The 17,087-nt window shown below is 71.7% G+C and carries 16 protein-coding genes; 6 read left to right on the top strand and 10 right to left on the bottom strand.

Features of this window, described 5'->3' with window-relative positions:
- Positions 1-62 precede the first annotated feature (62 nt).
- On the top strand, positions 63-1,043 hold the full coding sequence (locus tag IPL89_12245; protein ID MBK9063946.1) for a GGDEF domain-containing protein: 981 nt from the start codon (positions 63-65) through the stop codon (positions 1,041-1,043).
- Positions 1,044-1,050: 7 nt separating this feature from the next.
- Here the strand turns inward: IPL89_12245 and IPL89_12240 are convergent, their stop codons facing one another.
- Both IPL89_12240 and IPL89_12235 read right to left on the bottom strand, forming a co-directional pair.
- Complete coding sequence (locus IPL89_12240; GenBank protein ID MBK9063945.1) at positions 1,051-2,241, bottom strand: pyridoxal phosphate-dependent aminotransferase; 1,191 nt, start codon at positions 2,239-2,241, stop codon at positions 1,051-1,053.
- Positions 2,238-3,818 (bottom strand): hypothetical protein, encoded by a 1,581-nt coding sequence (locus IPL89_12235; protein MBK9063944.1) that lies wholly within the window; start codon positions 3,816-3,818, stop codon positions 2,238-2,240. The genes IPL89_12240 and IPL89_12235 overlap by 4 nt, the downstream gene beginning before the upstream one ends.
- A gap of 88 nt (positions 3,819-3,906) precedes the next feature.
- Here IPL89_12235 and IPL89_12230 point away from each other — a divergent pair, with 88 nt between their 5' ends.
- Complete coding sequence (locus tag IPL89_12230) at positions 3,907-4,308, top strand: RNA methyltransferase (protein ID MBK9063943.1); 402 nt, start codon at positions 3,907-3,909, stop codon at positions 4,306-4,308.
- A 64-nt stretch (positions 4,309-4,372) separates the two neighbouring features.
- On the top strand, positions 4,373-5,125 hold the full coding sequence (locus tag IPL89_12225) for an FKBP-type peptidyl-prolyl cis-trans isomerase (protein MBK9063942.1): 753 nt from the start codon (positions 4,373-4,375) through the stop codon (positions 5,123-5,125).
- 12 nt (positions 5,126-5,137) lie between these two features.
- Here the strand turns inward: IPL89_12225 and IPL89_12220 are convergent, their stop codons facing one another.
- On the bottom strand, positions 5,138-5,677 hold the full coding sequence (locus tag IPL89_12220; protein ID MBK9063941.1) for an AMMECR1 family protein: 540 nt from the start codon (positions 5,675-5,677) through the stop codon (positions 5,138-5,140).
- The gene (locus tag IPL89_12215; protein MBK9063940.1) at positions 5,677-6,321 is read right to left on the bottom strand and encodes an alpha/beta hydrolase; all 645 of its coding nucleotides are present in this window, start codon (positions 6,319-6,321) and stop codon (positions 5,677-5,679) included. Before IPL89_12215 ends, IPL89_12220 begins: the two co-directional genes overlap by 1 nt.
- A 70-nt stretch (positions 6,322-6,391) precedes the next feature.
- Between IPL89_12215 and IPL89_12210 the strand changes: the two genes are divergently transcribed.
- A complete protein-coding gene (locus IPL89_12210) occupies positions 6,392-7,453 on the top strand; it encodes a hypothetical protein (protein MBK9063939.1) in 1,062 nt (353 codons plus the stop codon).
- Between the two features lie 36 nt (positions 7,454-7,489).
- On the opposite strand, the gene IPL89_12205 is transcribed toward IPL89_12210, so the two are convergent.
- The 5 genes from IPL89_12205 to IPL89_12185 are packed head-to-tail and all read right to left on the bottom strand — an operon-like array spanning position 7,490 to position 14,059.
- Positions 7,490-7,903: a response regulator gene (locus IPL89_12205; GenBank protein MBK9063938.1), complete on the bottom strand. Its 414-nt coding sequence runs from the start codon at positions 7,901-7,903 to the stop codon at positions 7,490-7,492.
- Positions 7,900-10,398: a hypothetical protein gene (locus IPL89_12200; protein MBK9063937.1), complete on the bottom strand. Its 2,499-nt coding sequence runs from the start codon at positions 10,396-10,398 to the stop codon at positions 7,900-7,902. The genes IPL89_12205 and IPL89_12200 overlap by 4 nt, the downstream gene beginning before the upstream one ends.
- Before the next feature lie 5 nt (positions 10,399-10,403).
- Positions 10,404-12,053 carry a sigma 54-interacting transcriptional regulator gene (locus IPL89_12195; GenBank protein MBK9063936.1) on the bottom strand — a complete coding sequence of 550 codons (1,650 nt, stop codon included), beginning with the start codon at positions 12,051-12,053 and terminating at the stop codon, positions 10,404-10,406.
- On the bottom strand, positions 12,050-12,517 hold the full coding sequence (locus tag IPL89_12190) for a hypothetical protein (protein MBK9063935.1): 468 nt from the start codon (positions 12,515-12,517) through the stop codon (positions 12,050-12,052). The genes IPL89_12195 and IPL89_12190 overlap by 4 nt, the downstream gene beginning before the upstream one ends.
- Positions 12,518-12,526: 9 nt before the next feature.
- A complete protein-coding gene (locus IPL89_12185; protein MBK9063934.1) occupies positions 12,527-14,059 on the bottom strand; it encodes a hypothetical protein in 1,533 nt (510 codons plus the stop codon).
- A 238-nt stretch (positions 14,060-14,297) separates the two neighbouring features.
- On the opposite strand from IPL89_12185, the gene IPL89_12180 reads away from it, so the two are divergent.
- A complete protein-coding gene (locus IPL89_12180) occupies positions 14,298-15,533 on the top strand; it encodes a hypothetical protein (GenBank protein MBK9063933.1) in 1,236 nt (411 codons plus the stop codon).
- Positions 15,534-15,540: 7 nt separating this feature from the next.
- Positions 15,541-16,623: a hypothetical protein gene (locus IPL89_12175; GenBank protein MBK9063932.1), complete on the top strand. Its 1,083-nt coding sequence runs from the start codon at positions 15,541-15,543 to the stop codon at positions 16,621-16,623.
- On the opposite strand, the gene IPL89_12170 is transcribed toward IPL89_12175, so the two are convergent.
- On the bottom strand, positions 16,582-17,087 hold a 506-nt coding region (locus tag IPL89_12170), incomplete at its 5' end, for an NUDIX hydrolase (protein MBK9063931.1). The two genes, IPL89_12175 and IPL89_12170, sit on opposite strands and share 42 nt — an antisense overlap.

Raw genomic sequence — 17,087 nt, 5'->3', positions numbered from 1 at the left:
GAGTCGCTTCATGGGATTCTCCCCCGCGATGATGGCACGCCGAACGTAGAATCGTCTCCAACATGACGCTCTCGGCCGGGCAGATTGCCGCGCTTTTCTGCGCGCTCACGGCGGCCGCTTTCGGGCTCGTGGCGCTCACGCTCGTGGTCGCCTCCCGGGCCCGGCGGACCCTCGCGCTCTATTCGGCTCTCGCGTTCGCGACCGCGGCCGTCCTCGTCCTCCCGATCGTCCGGCCCGACAGGCCCCACGCGCTCGACAACGCGTCCGCGGTCCTCGTCGCCGCCCTCGCCGCAGGGCTTCTCTACGACCTCGGCCAGGGCTCGCGCCGGACCCGGGCGTTTCTCTTCGCGGCCGCGAGCGTCCTCGCGCTGGCCGGCCTTGCCGAGACGGCCCAGCGGCACGCGTTTCTCCTCGCGCGCACCGTCGTCCCGCCGCTCGGCGCGGGCTTCATCCTGTTCACGGTGCTCCTCCTGCCGACGGTCGCGGACGAGGAGCGCCGGCTCTTCGCCCGGGCCACGACGGACCCTCTCACGGGCCTCCTGAACCGCGCCGCGTTCCGCGAGCGGGCGCGCGCGGAGATCGCCCGCGCCGAGCGGACGGGCCGGCCGCTCGCGGTGGCGATGCTCGACCTCGACCACTTCAAGGCCTTCAACGACGCGCACGGGCACCCGGCGGGCGACGCCGCGCTCTCGGCCGTCGCGGGAGCGATCACGCGCACGATCCGCGCGATCGACCTCGCGGGCCGCTACGGCGGCGAGGAATTCGTCCTGCTGCTCGTCGAGGCCGACGCCGTCGCGGCCGTGCGCGCGCTCGAGCGCCTCCGCAAGTCCGTCGCGTCGCTCGAGCCCCCGCGGATCGCCCGGCCGATCACGATCTCGGCGGGCATCGCGGTCCACGTGCCGCCGTTCGAGCACTCGACGCTCGAGGGGCTCGTCGCACGCGCCGACGCGACGCTCTACGCGGCCAAGGAAGCGGGCCGAAACAAGGTCATGGTCGAGGCGCCCTCCCGGCCGGCGGCCGCCTCCGACGTCGTCTACCGCTGAGCGGGCGTCAACCGAGGACGCCGCGGAGCCGCTTCAGGGCCTCCTCGAGGCGCTCCATGGACGTCGCGAAGGAGATCCGGACGCAGCGGTCCTCGCCGAACGCCGAGCCGGGCGTCACGGCGACGGCGGCGCCGTCGAGGAGCGCCTTCGCGAACGACGCCGAGCCCGTGACCGCGACACCGCCGACGGTCTTCCCGTACCAGGCGGACACGTCCGGGAATGCGTAGAACGTCCCGCCGGGCGGCGTGCACCGGAAGCCCGGCAGCGCGTTCAGCGCCGGGATCAGGTACGCACGGCGGCGCCGGTACTCGGCCAGCATCCTCTCGATCGCCTTCGCGCTCTCGTCGGGGCGGCGAAGGGCCTCGAGTGCGGCGGCCTGCGCAACGGAGCACACGTTGGACGTCGCGTGGCCGACGATCCGGCCGATCATCTCGGCGACGGGCCTCGCGGCGCACGCGTAACCCACCCGCCAGCCCGTCATCGCGTACGTCTTGCTGAACGTGCCCGCGAGGACCACCGTTTCCGGGAATTCGGCGGCGAGCGCGGCTGCCGAGAGGTGCCTGCCCTCGAAGACGAACCGGTCATAGCACTCGTCGAAGAGGAACATCCAGCCGCGCGCGGCGCACAGGCGCACGATCTTCTCGATCTCGGCGGGTTCGATGACGGCGCCCGACGGGTTCGTCGGCGAGTTCACGAGGATTCCGCGCGTCGCGGGCGTCGCCGCGGCCTCGACGTCCGATGCCGTGAGGCGGAAGCCGTTCTCCTGCGACGTCGGGACGAAGACCGGGCGCGCCCCGGCGAGCGTGACCATCTCCGGGAACGACACCCAGTATGGGACGGGGACGAGGACGTCGTCCCCCTCCTCGAAGAGCGCGAGGATCGCCGTGTGGAGCGCCTGCTTGCCGCCGTTCGTCACGACGACGTCGGCCGGCCCCCACGGAGCCTTCCACTCGCGCGCGTAGCGCTCCGCGATGGCGGCGCGCAGCTCGGGCGTGCCGGACGCGTCCGTGTAGCGGGTGAAACCGGACTGGATCGCGGAGATCCCGGCGGCCTTCACGAAGTCGGGCGTCGGGAAGTCCGGCTCGCCGGGGCCGAGGTCGAGGACGTCCACCCCGCTCGCCCGCAGCGCGGCGGCGGTCCTCATGACTTCGAGGGTCGCCGACGCGGCGACGCGGGACGCGCGGCTCGCAAATCTCATTGGCCCCTCAGGACTCTCCACGCGGCGCCGATCGCCCGCGGATTGCGGCGGCCGATCGCGATCATCAGGATCTCGAATCCGCACCACGCCGCGTAGACGTAGAGCATCGTGCCGCGCGTCGACGGCACGGCGAACTGGACGAACCAGAACACGAACAGGATGGCCGCCTCGAACGCCTGGAGATTGAGGTTCACGAGGAGAAGCCAGCCGAGGAAGCTCTGGAGAATCGTGAGCAGGATCTCCACGCGCTGGTGCTCGTCGAAGACGATCGCCGACGGCGTCCCCCGCGAGAACGAGTAGATGACCGGGATGAGGGCCGTCAGGATGGACCACTGATTGATCGTGGACGAGACGAGGTTCATCACGGCCATCGGCGCCTTCGTGATCTGGCGGGCCCAGTTGAACGCGGAGAGCTTCTCGGGAAACTCCGAGAGGAACGGCGCGACCCACTGAACGAAGACGAACGGCGCGACGCCCGCCGCGATCGCGAGCGCGAGCATCGACTCGACGAACGCATGCGCGGAGACGACGAGCATCAGTCCGCCGACGACGAAGATCCCGGCGATCGCCCAGCCGCGCCGGCCCGGCCCCTGGCGCAGCGCCCACTTCGACACCGCCGGCAGGTCTTCGATCTCCTCGACGTCGCCCGTGCGCGGCGGGAGCCTCAGGAGAGCGAAGAGGTAGGCGAAGTAGCAGATCGAGAGGATCAGGGCGTCCCACAGGCCGAGCGAGCCCTTCCACCAGATGACGGCAAACCACGCGAGCGGAGGCAGGAGGCCCATGACCTCGAGCGCGTGCTCGTCGTCGAACTCGATCGCGATCCACGTCTTGCGCTTTCCCGTCCGTCGCGCGAAGTACGCGGCCACGAAGTAGACGAGCGGCCAGCCGAGGCCCACGAGGAGACGAATCGAGCCCGTGAAGTTCGCGATCGCGAGGTGAACCTTCGAGGGATCCTTCCCGGCCTCCCACGCGATGACGGCCTCGACCGCGAACTCGGGCAGCGTCTGGAGCCACGCGAGGATCGCGAGGGCGAGCCCCTGCGACACGAGGAACTGCGCAGCCTCGGCGCCCCAGGCGACGAGGAACGCCGAGAACAGCACGGACGGAAACGTCCAGAGCGCGGTCAGCGGCGAAGCTTTTGCGACGATGGCCGCCCCGGCCGCCCCGATCTCCGATTTCATCGAGCGGGATTTAAGCACGACGCGGGCTAGACTTCCGCCCGCATGCCCCGCATCGAGTCCCCGACGAACCCGCGCATCGCCGCCGCCGTCCGCGCGGTCGCCGAAGGCGACCGCATGCTCCTCGAGGGAAAGAGGATGGTCGAGGAGGCGCTCGACGCGGGAGTCGCGCTCGATGAGGTGTTCGTCGAGGCGGGACCAGACGAAAGAGAAGAAGAAGAAGATTTTCTTAGAAGGGTAAGCGGGGAAGGAGCCGATGCGGCCGGCGGCGCCGCGCCCGGTGCGCCCGTCGCGCCCGTCACGGTCGTATCCCCGCGCGTTCTCAGGCGACTCTCGGATCTCCCGTCGACGCGAGGCGTCGTGGCTCTCGCGCCGCCCCCCCACCGCACTCTGGCGCAACTCTCTTCTCTTTCACCTTCAAAGAAATCTTCCTCTTCCTCTTCTTCCCCTCTTCCTGCTTCTCGACGGAATCCAGGACCCCGCGAACGTGGGCGCGATCGTGCGCTGCGCCGAGGCGTTCGGCGTGACGGGCGTCGTCCTGACGCCGGGCTCTGCATGGCCGTTCTCGCCGCGCGCGCTGCGCGCGTCGGCCGGCAGCGCGCTGCGCGTGCCGATCGTCCCGCGCGTCGCGCCCTCCGACGCGATCGCGTGGGCGCGCGCGCTCGGCGCGTCCCTGGCCGGCGCCGAGGCGCACGGCGGCGAGCCGCCGGGGACCGCCGCGAAGGTGCGTCCCCTCGTCCTCGTCCTGGGCTCGGAGGGGCACGGGATCTCGCCCGAGCTCGAAATCGCGCTCGACCGCCGGCTCACGCTCCCGCTCGGAGGAAACGTCGAATCCCTGAACGCCTCGGTCGCCGCGGGATTGCTGCTTTTCGTTCTCAGCCGGCCCTGACGGGGTTACCATCCCGGATCGGCCGCCCAGCCGGCCGCCCACCACAGAAAGCGAGGACACACACATGCGGCGATTCTTCATCGCCTCCGGTCTCACCCTGTCCCTGGCGCTCCCGGCCGCCGCCCAGGACGCCAAGCCCGCGGCCCCGAAAGCGCCGGCCAAGGCCGTCGCCGGCGCACCCGCGAGCGAAGCCGACAAGACGCTCTACGCGCTCGGCCTCGTCATCTCCCGCAACCTCATGGGCTTCAAGCTCTCCGCCGCGGAGCTCGCGGTCGTTTCGCAGGGGCTCTCCGACGGCGTCCTCGGCAAGACGCCGAAAGTCGACATCGAGACGTACGGCCCGAAGCTGAACGAGCTCGCCAAGAGCCGCATGACGGCCGCCGCCGCGGGCGAGAAGAAGGCCGGCGCCGCGTTCCTCGAGAAGGAAGCGGCCCAGCCCGGCGCGAAGAAGCAGGCGTCCGGCTTCGTCTACAAGGAGACGAAGGCGGGCACCGGCGCGACGCCGAAGCCGACCGACAAGGTCAAGGTCCACTACAAGGGCACGCTGATCGACGGCACCGTCTTCGACAGCTCGATCGACCGCAACGAGCCCGTCACCTTCCCGCTCAACGGCGTCATCCCCTGCTGGACGCAGGGCGTGCAGCTCATGAAGGAAGGCGGCTCGGCCCGTCTCGTCTGCCCGTCCGAGCTCGCCTACGGCGACGAAGGCCGCCCGCCGCGCATCAAGGGCGGCGCCACGCTCGTGTTCGAGGTCCAGCTCCTCTCGATCGAGAAGGACGCGCCGCCCGCCGCGGCCGCTCCCGCCCCGAAGAAGTAACCCCGGCGGGCGTCAGAACGTCTCGGCCGTGAACCGGCGGAGACGGACCGACCCTGCCGACTTCCAGCTTTCCTCGGGCAGGCCCGCCCTCAGGCAGGCCTGCCCGAGGAGGCGGTCGGCGTCCCAGCTCAGCCCTTCCGCGTCCTGCGGCAGGACGACTCCCCACCGTTTTCCCTTCTCGGCAACGACTCCGTGCGTCCCCACGAGGACTTCGGAGGAAGAGAGGATTTCTTCGAAGGTGGAGAGAACGGAGATCTGTGGCGTGTAGCGCGGGAGTTCCTTCGCGGTTGCGGGTGGGACGCGCGGGTCGTGGAGAAGCGCTTCTACCGCGTGTTGCTCCACGAGGATGTGAAGAGGCGATGCCGTGGCGGCCGCTCCGCTTCTGCCGCGCACGCGTCCGTCCTTCACCCAGGTGACGAAGACGGACGCCGGCCTGAGAAGCGCGCTCCCCTCGGGGATGGCGGGCGCGAGCGCGCCGCGCAGGCCCATCGCGCGCGCGACGGCCGCAGACGCGACCTTTCTGAGCAGATCTCTCTCGTTCTCTTCGACCATCAGACTCCTGTGAGCGCTTGCCCGAGCGCGTCGCCTGCCGTCTTCTCGAACTCGTGCAGCTTCCCCGCGAAGAAATGGTCCGCGCCGGGCACGGAGAGAAACGTCCAGCCGCGCGCGCCGGCGACGCTCCGGGCCTTCGAGAGGGGACTGAACTCGTCGTCCTCGCCCTGGATCCACACGACGCGCCAGGGCTCCGCGGCGGGCGCCGCGCCGTCCCACCGGTCGATCGGCAGTCCAATCAGAAAGAGAACGTCGGGAGCGAGACGTGGAGACGCGTGGAGCGCGCAAAGGGACCCGAAGGAAAAGCCCGAGACGACGAATGGCCCGTTCGGCTGACGCCCGCGCATCCACGTTCCCGCCGCGACGACGTCGTCCGTCTCTCCGCGGAGGTCGTCGTACGTCCCTTCGGACGTCCCGACTCCCCGGAAGTTGAAGCGCAGCGCGGCGAGGGAAAACCGGCTCGAAAGAAGCTTCGCCGTGCGCTGGACGACCTTCGTGTGCATCGTCCCGCCGTGCCGGGGGTGGGGATGGGCGACGACCGCGGCGCCTGCGGTTGCGGCCGGGGACCTGAGAAGCCCCTCGAGCCGCCCCGCGGGGCCCGGGATCGACACGGTCTGGAGCGTCGCGTCCGGGGCGTTTGTCACGTGCAACGACCTTAGCACGGGGGCTCCTATAAACTTCGCCTCCCCAGGACCATCGCGGCAGGAGCGGCACATGAAAAACATCGTCCACATCGTCGGCACCGGCACGATCGGCGAGCCCCTCATCGGGCTCTTCACCGACTTCAAGCAGCACCTCGGGATCGACGAAGTGACCTTTCACAAGCGCACGCCGATGAAGACCGAGCGGGCGAAAGTGAACCACCTCATGAAGCGCGGCGCGCTGCTGGCCGCGGAAGACGACAAGGTCGCCGACTTCGAGGCCCTCGGCCACAAGATCTCGTACACGGCGCAGGAGGCGCTCGAGCGCGCGACGGTCGTCCTGGACTGCACGCCGGCGGGCAACGAAAACAAGGAGCAGGTGTACAAGAACCTCAAGGGCCCCGCGGGCTTCCTCGCGCAGGGCTCCGAGTTCGGGTTCGGGAAGATGTACGCGCGCGGGATCAACGACTCGGCGCTCATCCCCGGAGAAGACAAGTTTCTCCAGATCGTCTCGTGCAACACGCACAACCTCGCGATCCTGATCAAGACGCTCGGGATGGACGACCTCGGCAAGCTCACGATGGAGCGCGCGCAGTTCGTCTGCATGCGCCGGTCGAACGACATCTCCCAGACGAAGGACTACTCCCCCGCTCCGACGTTCTCCAAGCACGACGACGACGAGTTCGGGACGCACCACGCGCACGACGTCTTCCACCTGTACGAGACGCTGCACCTCAAGCCGAAGGTCTTCTCCTCGGCCCTGAAGCTCAACACGCAGTACATGCACTCGGTCTGGTTCAACTTCGAGTTGAAGGACAAGACCGACAAGAAGCACGTCCTCGAGCGCCTCAAGGCGAACCCGCTCGTCGCGCTCACGGAGAGGAAGAGCGCGAACGAGGTCTTCTCGTTCGGCCGCGACCACGGGTATTACGGCCGCATCCTGTCGCAGACGGTCATCTCGACACCGACTCTCGCCGTCGCCGACGAAGGCAAGGAGATCGTGGGCTTCTGCTTCACGCCGCAGGACGGCAACTCGCTGCTGTCGTCGGTGGCCGGCGCCATCTGGCTCATGGACCCCGAGCACGCGAACGCCCGCATCCAGGTCCTGAAGCGCTTCGTCTTCACCGAGATCTAAGAAGATCCTCTAGGGCGGTGCCGAGAGAAGCCCCCGTCAGGCAGTCCACCGAGGCGCCGGGAAGCGCTCCCGGAGCGAAGCCAATCTCTTTTCTTCCCCCGTGAAGTCGTACGCGAGGACGACGCGGATGCCCGCGAGGGCGTCCGCGAGCGCGTCGAGGACGTAGAACCCCTGGTGCGTTGCGAGGTGGCGGACGGCGCGGGCGCGGTCGCCGCCGTGGCGCGCGACGAGCGCGTCGAGGTCGCCCGCCAGTTCCGCTTCCGGCGTCCGGTCGAAGACGACGTCGAGGAAGACCGCGTCGGGCTTTCCCTGCGCCAGCGCTTCGCGCGCCTCGGTCAGGCTGCCCGCGCGCACGAAGGCCGCGTCCGCGCCTTTCGCGTCCGCGAGGCGCGCGAAACCGTCCACGTACTCGCGCCCGTCCTCGACCACGAGGATTCGCGCGGCCGTCACGAGGTCTCCTCGACCACGGCGAATTCGACGGCGACGCCCTTCGCGTAGCCGGAGATGCCGGGCACGACGTCGACGGCGCCGTCCCAGCGCCTCACGGTGTCGGCCACGACGCCCAGGCCGCGCTCGGCGGCGCGCCCGCGGATCATCTCGGCCGTCAGAGGGCGGGGATCGGCGTCGAAGAGGACGAAGCGCCCCTGCGCCTGCCCCGTCACGGGATCGCGCCGCTGCTCGGCGAGGAGACCGAGACGCGGCGACTCGAGAGCGTTCGCGAAGAGATTCCGGAAGATCGTCTCCCACTCGGCCCCCGGGAGCTTCACGCGCAGCGGTGCACCCGCCTCCGCGAAGAGCCCCATCGGCTCGAGCGCCGGGGCGGGGAGCTTCTTCTCGCGAGCCACGGAGGCGAGGAGGGCCTCGAGCGCTTCCCACGACGCCTGCATCGAGCCGGCCGAGTCGAGCAGCCGGTTGAGATCCTGCGCCGTGCGGGCATTCAGCGCCTCGGCCGCCCGGCCGAGGCGCGAGGCGAGCGACGACCGGCGCCGGGCGGGCAGCGTCCGGCCCGCCGCGAGCGACGCGAGGTCGTCGTGCGCGGCGTCGAGGGCGTCGAGCGCCGCGGCGACGGGAGCGAAGACCGGGTCCTTGTGCTTGAGGTTCAGCGCGGCGCCATGGCGGCGCGCGAGCGCCGCGAGGTCGTCGAGCGCGGCGCGTCCCTCGGCCACGAGGCCGGGCCCCGCGCCCGAGCCGTAGAGACGGGCCGCGAGGATCTCGGCGCTGGGGCGGAAGTCGTCGCCCGATCCCAGGCGTTCCTCGGCGCCGCCGAGCAGCAGGCCGCCATGCTTGAACACCTCGTGCGACAGCCGGCCGAGGACGGGCCGCACTTCGCGCGTGGCTCCGGGATCGCGGCGCAGCCACTCGGCCAGCGTGAGGCCGCGGCGCCGCCTGAGGAGCAGCCCGGCCCCGAGGACGACGCCGAACGCCACGAGGCCGATTCCCCCGCCGCGCAGCGTCTGGAATCGCCGGTCCATCCGCTCCACGGCCGCGCGCGCCTCGTCGAGATGCAGGCCGTCCGGCGCCTCGGCGACGTAACGCCGCCACCAGCGGACCGCTTCGAGCTCTCTCCCGTCGGACGCGGCCCGGCGACCCAGCGCCCACATCGCCTCGCGCGAGCCCGCCTGTTCGGCTTTCTGCCACGCGGCCGTCGCGTCGCCGCCTCGGCCGGGCAGCGGCTCGAGGAGGGCCGCGAGGCGCTCCCACGAAGACGCGCGGGACGGGTCCACCTCCAGAGCCCTCGTCAGCGCTGCCTCGGCGCCCGCGGTGTCGCCGCCCTGACCGCGCACGGTCGCGAGCAGCTCCCAGGCCGGCACGAACGCGGGATCGAGACGGACGGCTTCTTCGAGCTCGCGGCGCGCCTGCTCGGCCCCGGACGCGTCGCCGCGGCGGAGGTACACCTGCGCGAGCCGGAAGGACGGCGCCGCGGGCGAGGTCTCGGCGAAGGGCCCGTCTCCGGCCGCGTGTCCCGCGGGCCGCGCCAGGCTCGCGACGAGTTTCTCCCGCAGCGGATCCGTCGCCTGGCGGCCCGCGGGTGTCGCGGTGGCCCGCCACGCGTCCAGCCGCTCCAGCGCCCGCGCCGGATCACCCCACGCGGCCCATCGATCCGCGGCCTCGCGTAAGAGGCGCGGCATCTCCGGCCTCAGCGCGATCGCCCGGTCGAGCAGCGCGAGGGACTCCTCCTTCGCCGGCCGATCGGGCTCGTTCCAGAGCAGGTTCGCGAGCGCCAGCACCGCGTCGAACCGGTCCGGGTCCGCCGCGAGAGCCGTCCGGAAAGCCGCCGCGGCCTCGACATCGCGCCCCTCGCGTTCCTCGAGCGTCCCGAGCGCAAGGGCGGCCTCCACGTACCCGGGCGAGATTCCGAGGGCGCGCCGGAACGCGCCCCGCGCTCCGGCGGTCGCGCCGCGGGCGAGAAACGTCTTCCCTTCGGCGAAGGCGGCGCGCGCGTCGGCCGAGGGCGGCGCGAAGCCCGGGCGCACGGGCACGCCCTTCGCCTCTTCCTCGGCGTCGAGGCGGCGGATGCGCTCGCCGATCCACGTTCCCGCCGGCCGGCCGCGCCGGCCCTGCGCGGCGAGGACGTGGCCGTACTGCAGCATCGCGTCGCGGCGGTCGCCGCGGGCTTCGGCCTGGCGGGCGAGAACGAGGCGGTCAGGCGCCGAGAGCAGATCCGGCGCCTCCCGCGCCGCCGCTTGCAGGAGCCGCGCCTCGTCGTCCACGTCCCCCGCCGCCGCCGCGAGGTCGGCGGCACGGAGCGTGAGAAAGAGCGGCGGCCAGAGCGTGGAGAGCCTTGCCCGGCGCAGGAAGTCGCGCGCCTGCGCCACCGCTTCGGCGTCCCGGGGCGAAGCCGCGACGAGCCCCGCCGCGGCCTGAGCGAGATGCTCGGCGTCGTCCTCGCACCCGGCGGGGGCGGGGACCGCCGCCAGCGCGAGCGCGAGCACCGGGCCGAGCACGGAGGTCAGCCCTCCTGCCGCGCGGAGAGGCCGAGCTTGTTGAACCTCAGGCGCACCGCCCTCTCGTCCGCGGCCGAGCCCGTCATTCGCTCGGCCATGCGCGCGAAGTCGCCGTGGCATTCGTGGAAGAGCTGGCGGAAAGCCGCACGCTCGAGCTCCCGCCGGTAGTCCTCGACGTTCGCGACCTTCGGGCGCGGCAGCGTCAGGACGTCCTCGCGGCCGGGATCGGCCTCTTCCTGCCGCGCCTCGGCGAGGAGGTCGAACAGCAGCCGGTTCTCGAATGCGAAGATGACGCGTTCTGCGCGGTCGAGAGACGCCGCCGATTTCCCGTAGAGAGTGGCGGCCAGCAGATCCGACAGGACCATCCCGAACTGCCGGAGGTTGCCCGGCCACGGGTGCTTCGCCATCGCGGCCCACGCCTTGTGCGGGAGGAAAAAGACGACGGGCGCGCGGCTGCGCGAGAGTTCCTCGTCGCCGCGCGCCAGCTCGAACGCGTCGCCCTTCTCGGGCTCGGGCGCGCCGGCCGCGCGCACCTGCGCGAGGATCTCGGCGCGGTGGCCCGGGTCGGCGAAGAACGCCGCCGCGTGGTCGTCGGCGAGATCCTCGAGATCCTCCGTCCGTTCGGAGAGCGGCGGGAGCGCGAGGGCGAGCGCGGGGTTCAGGCGCATGAGGAGGTCGGCGCGGAACGTCCCGCCTTCGACCTTCTTTCGCAGGTCGACGTTCGACGCCGCGACGATGCGGGCCGTGTGCGGCACGGACGCCGTCGCTCCCACGCGCCGGATCACGCCGTCGTTGAGCGCGGTGAGGAGCGACTTCTGCGCGTCGAGGGAGAGGTTCTCGATCTCGTCGATGAAGAGGGTCCCGCCGGCCGCCGCCTCGAAGACGCCCGGGCGGTCCCCCACCGAGCCCGTGTACGAGCCGCGCACGGAGCCGAAGAGCGCGGCCTGCAGCAGCGTGTCGGGCACCGTCGCGCAGTCGAACGAGACGAGCGGCCCCTTGCGGCCCGAGAGCGGGTGCAGGACCTCGCGCACGAGAAAGTTCTTGCCCGAGCCGGTCGGCCCGGTCACGAGGAGCGGCAGCGGCGTCGGCGCCAGCGACGCGATCCGCCGCCTCAGCTCGCGCATCGCAGGGCCGCGGCCCCAGAAGAAGCGCCCCGTCGAGAGCGGCGCGTCGCGGTCGGCGAGGACGCGCTTGACGACGCGGACGAGGCCCTCGCCCGTCGTCTCGTCCTCGCCCACGGTGTACGTGAACGCGTCGGCACGCAGGCGACGCGCCTCGTCCTCGAACGGGATGTCCTCGTGCGCGGTCGTCAGGATGACGGGCAGGTCCGGCGCGCGGCGGCGCAGGCGCTCGAGGATGTAGAGGCCCTGGCGGTCCCGCCTCTCGCGGCGTTCGCGCTTCCCCGCGGCCGACTCGCCGAGCGGCCTCCTGTCCGGGAGAAGTTCCTCGTCGGCGATGTCGAAGCGCAGGTCGAGGACGACGGCGTCGGGCAGGCGCCCGCCTCGCGCGAGCGCGGCCTCGGCCTCGGCCCAGCTCGCGGCGAACGCTTTCGATTCCGACGGGCCCGCGAGGACGAGGTCCGGCGCGAACTTTCGGAACAGCTCCGCCGTGCGGGGCTGGTCGTCGACGACGAGGAGCCGCAGCCCGCCCTTCACGATCCGCCCCCGAGGCCGCCGAGCGGCCGCAGGACCTCCGGCCCCTCCTCCACGGCAACTCGCCGGTAGAACGCCGTACAGGCCCGCGACGCCTCGAGGCACGCTGAATCCAGGGACTGAAGAGAGGAGAAGGAGATTTCTCTGAGTGGAAGAAGGTCCGGAGCGAGGCGCGCGACGGTCGTCATCGCAACCTCCAGCGCCTGCAGGTCGGCGTCACTCGAATCGAACATCGCACCCTCTTCCCTCTTCCACTCGAAGAAACTCTTCACGACGTCCCTCTGCGCGGCGCCACCGCTCGCAGGGGACAGGAGGTCGGCGGCGAGGCGCGCGCGCAGCGCCGTGGGATCCGTCTCTCGTTCCTCCGGAGCGCTCCACCGGAGCGCCTTCCCCACGTCGTGCTTCAACCGAAAGGCTGCGGTCTTGCGCCGCAGCCTCCGGTCCTCGACCTCGTGCGATTTCGTCATCGTCCCGGATTATCCGCTCAGCCGATCGCCCATCTGCGCGAGCCGCGACCAGTCCACGACGCCGGGCGCCGAGAACGGCCGGTCCACGAAGACGGGCCGCCTGCCGCCCTCCACGTCGCAGAGAACGTGGCGCTTCGGGATGCGCGTGCCGTCAGGGGTGAATCCCTCGCAGACGACGAGGAGCAGCCGGCCGTCCGGCGAGAAGCCGAGCGACGTCGTGTAGCGATCCGCGTTTCCGGCGTCCGGCGCGCTCGCCCCGCCCGTCGCGAGGATCTCCGGCTCGGCGGCCGCGGCCGGGTCGAACACCTTGGCGCGGGCGAGGTCGAGCAGGCGCGTCCGGCGGCGGCCGGAGACCGGCGCCTCGTCCCACACGAGCCTCCTGCCCGAGGAGTCGAACGTGAGGCTCGCCGGATCGGCGCCCACGACCGTGAACGGCTGGATCGCGTCCTTCCCGTCCGGCCTCGTCACGACGAGGAGCGTCGCGCCGCCCTTCGAGACGAACTGCGCCCTCAGGCCGCCCGCCGAAACGACGGGCTTCTCGGAGACGACCCGCTTCGGGAGCGACTTCGTGAGGCGCGCGACGAGACGGTCGGCGGCGCGGCGGCGCGAGGCGTCCGTCGCCGTCGAGGAGACCTCCGATGCGGATTCGATGGCCGCGTCGCGGTAGAGAGGAAAGTTCTCCGAGTCGCCCGTCCGGATCGCGGTTTCGGCGAGTGACGTCAGAAGCCGCGCACGCTCGAGCTGCAGCGCCGTCCGGCGGAGTGAGGCCGGGAACGACGCCAGGAACTCCCCGAGGTCCTTCTCGCGCCGCGAGGCCGCCTTCGGGTCGAAGACGCCGCGCGCGTCCGCGATCGAGCCGCACGCCGTCAGGAGGCGCAGGCGCACCCGCTCGGCCAGATCGGCCGGAGGCGCGAGAGCCATGGCCCGGCGGTAGGCCTCGCCGTCGTAGCGGAACGTGGCGCCGTCGCCGGCGGAGACGACGTTCAGGTTCCACAGACCGGCCACGAGGATCGACGACGGCGCGCGGCCGTCCTCGGAGCGGCGGGCGCCCTGCGCGAGCAGCTCGCCGGCGTGGCCGAGCAACTCCCAGGCGTCGGCGTTGGCCGGCTCACGCCGCACGGCTTCGCCCAGGTAGGCCGCAGCGAGGACCGGCCGGTCGCGCGAGTCGAGGAGGAGGCGCGCGTTCCGGACGAGATCCTCGGCCTTCGTCTGGGGATCGTCGAGGACGAAGAACGCCGAAGCGTCTGCCCAGCCTTTCACGGCGACGGAGCCTCCCCAGCCCGGTGACGTCACGAGCACCTTGCCGCCGACGCGCTCGAGGAGCGTCGCGGGAGCGCTGGCCGCGACGCGCCCGCCGCGGGCGACGCGGTCGTCCGGGCGGTCCGCGAGGACGACCGAGCGCAGGGCCACGAGGCGCGTGCCCTTGAGAGCGGCCGCTTCCGCGCCCTCGGCGCGCGCGATCGCGGCGAGGAGGAGCGGGGACGCGAGCAGTCCGAGGAACGCGAGGAGCCTGAGGATCGGGGCGACGTAGCGGCGGACCATGTGAACCTCCCGGCGCGGGGTGTTCTCGCGCCTGCCCTCGCCCATTTCACGACGCGTGCCGCCTCGTCCCGCCCTGCCCACGCGGGCCTCGGCGCAATCACATTATGCGATTCGGAGAAGATTTCTGCGAATAGGAATATAAGCCGCAGCGGCTGGGGCACGCCGGAGCGCGTTCGTTCGTTGGCACCTTTCGTGGATTGCTCCTTCACATGCGGCTCCCCGCCGCGAAGGAGACGACATGAGCGACATCTTCCAGAATCCTCCCGACCCTCGAGATCCTCCCGACTCTCCGAACCCTCCGAACCCTTCAGAGCCTCCTCTCCCCCTCTTCCTTCTCTGGATCCGGCGCCTGCCGGCGCGCCCGCTGCTTTTCGGCGCGGCGCTCGTCCTCGCCGTCTGGTCCGGCGCGCGCTGGACCGAGCGCAGCTTCCAGTCCGTCGCCCCCGGCGAGGCGGGCCTCGTCGTGAGCAAGTTCACGGGCGGGACCAGGATCGTGGCGCCGGGCAGCCATTTCCTGCCGCGAGCGTTCTACGTGCTGACGCGCATGCGCGTCTCGGACCAGCTCCTCTCCGGGTCCTCGGCCACCTTCACCGTCCCGACGCGGGACGGCTTCGCGGTCGGGCTCGTGATCCAGGCGCGCTGGGCGCTCGACCGCAACCAGCTTCTCGCGCGCTGGGCAGGCCTGCCCGCGAACCCGGGGGCCGAGGTCGTCGGGCCGGTTCTCGCGTCCGCGTTCCGCTCCCTCGCGCCCGAGTACGACGCCCCGTCGCTTCTCGCCAGCAAGCGGGAGGAGCTCGCCGCCCGGGCCACGAAGCTGGCCGGCGAGCGCCTCGCCGAGGCCGGGATCATCCTCAAGGACGTACTCGTCGGGGACCTCAAGCTTCCCGTGGAGTTCGAGCGCGGGCGCCTCGCGCTCCTCGAGCAGTCGCAGCTCGTCGAGCGCACCGAGGCGAACCTCCGGTTCAAGAAGCAGGAGGTCGAGCAGCAGCGCCTCGAGGCCGAAGCGCGCAAGGCGCGCTCGGACAAGGAGGCCGAAGCCGCCGCGAACCGCCGGCTCATCGAGGCCAAGGCCGAGTCCGACGCGATGACGTACATCCTCCCGCTCAAGGAGAAGGCGATCAAGCAGCAGGAGCTCGAGGCCGACGCGCAGAAGGCGCGCCGCCTGCGCGAGGCGGAATCGGCCGCGCAGACGATGAAGATCCAGACGGAGGCCGAAGCCTCGCGCCGCCGCACGCTCTCGGAGGCGGAAGCCTTCGCCATCCGGCAGACCTCGCTCGCGCAATTCGAGAACCTCAAGCGCGAGGTCGAGCTCATCGAGAAGAACCCGACGTGGGTCAACAAGACGCTCGCCGAGAAGCTCGGCGACAAGGTGCAGGTCATCGTGATGCCGAACCTCACGGCCGACATCCTCGGCAAGGAGGCCGGCAAGCGGGTGGCAAACGGCCAGTCGGCGCTCGCAAAGCGGGCGGACTGAGGCCGCCATGTCGCGCCGCCGCCGTTTCCTGCTGCCTCTCCTCGCCGCGCTGGCCTCAGCACGCCTTCTCGCGGCCGGCGAGGATCTCTTCACAGGCCCGGACGGAGGGCGCAATCTCGTCGTCGTCGGCCGCTACCTCGCGGCCGACGACACCCGGCTGCCGCTCGCGGCGGCGCTCTTGGCGCGGGGCGCGGGGCGGCTGCGGGCCGACGGGACGCCCGACCCGGGCGCGGAGGTCCTCCTCGGCGAAACGGCCGAACGCCTCGCGCCGCGGCCGGGTTCGGCGCCCGAAGGCGTCGGGTTCACGGCGCCGTTTGACCCGAAGCTCGGCAGGAAGATCCGGGTCTACGACGGCGAGGCCTTCCGCCGGGCGCTCGGCGACATCCCCGCCGACGCCTCCGGGCCGCTCCTCGACCTCCGCGAGCGCGCGCTGGCCGGCGCCCTGCGGGCGCGCTTTCCGCTGCCCGGCGTCACGTTGATCGCGAAGTGGGAGGAAGCCGTCGCCTGGCTGACGTTCGCGGAATCCGTCCAGTCCGCACGGGTCGCCGAGGGCGTGTCGCGCCGCCTGGAACGCGCGGCTCCCGATCTCGCGCGCCTCCTCCTCGCGGCCGGGAAGATGGAGGACCTGACGGCGCTCGACCGCCGGCTGACGGACGCGAGCCAACGGCTCGAGGCGCTCGAGCCCGACCCGGCCAAGGCCCGGCGCCTTCGGGAGGCGGCGAAAGCCGTGCGGCGCCTGCGCGGCTCCGGCGCCGCTCCGTTCCCGCAGGAAGTCTGGCTCTCTCAGGGGCCGGGGGCCGCAGTCGTGCGCATCGAGGGACAGATTGGCGACCTCGCCCTCGTCGTCACGTCGCGGCCCGACGCGCCGAAGGCGGCCGTGACGCGCCGCATCCTCCACTCGCCACTGCTGCCCGTGCCGGGCTCCCTCGCCCTCACGCGGGACCGCCGGGCCGTGACGTGGCTGGAGGCCGAGACCCCAACCCGCCTCGCGCGCGTCGCATTCGCGTTGGACGGGTCCGGGCCCGTCACCGTCCCGGACCGCGAAGTCTCAGCGAAGGGAAAGAAAGTGAAACGCCGCGATCACCAGTGAGTGCGTGATGCGGCCCTTCCGGATGAGGCCCGGGATCTTCCGCAGCGGGACGAGCTCCACCGCGAGGTCCTCGCCCTCGTCCGGCATGAGGTCGCCGACGCTGCGGCAGCCCGTCGCGAGGTACGTGAAGCAGCGGTTCCCCTGGATCGCGGGGTTCGGGTGGACGACGCCGATGCGCTTCCACGCTCGCGCCGCGTAGCCCGTCTCCTCGCGCAGCTCGCGGCGGACGGCCGCGGCCGCGGTCTCCCCCTTCTCGACGCTCCCGCCCGGGATCTCGAGCGTGACCGAGCGAGTCCCGGCGCGAAACTGCCGGACGAGGACGACTTCACGAGAATCGGTGAGCGCGATGACGTTCGCCCAGTCGGAGCACTCGAGGACGAAGAAGTCGTGGGGCTGGCCCGAGCGCGCCGACCGGGTCACGTCCTTCCGAACCTTGAAGACGCGGAAATCGCCGAGCGGCTTCG

The sequence above is a fragment of the Acidobacteriota bacterium genome (assembly GCA_016716715.1).
GTDB lineage: Bacteria > Acidobacteriota > Thermoanaerobaculia > UBA5066 > UBA5066 > Fen-183.
The sequence above is the reverse complement of the archived record's forward strand: the minus strand, read 5'-3'. Positions and strand labels throughout refer to the sequence as shown.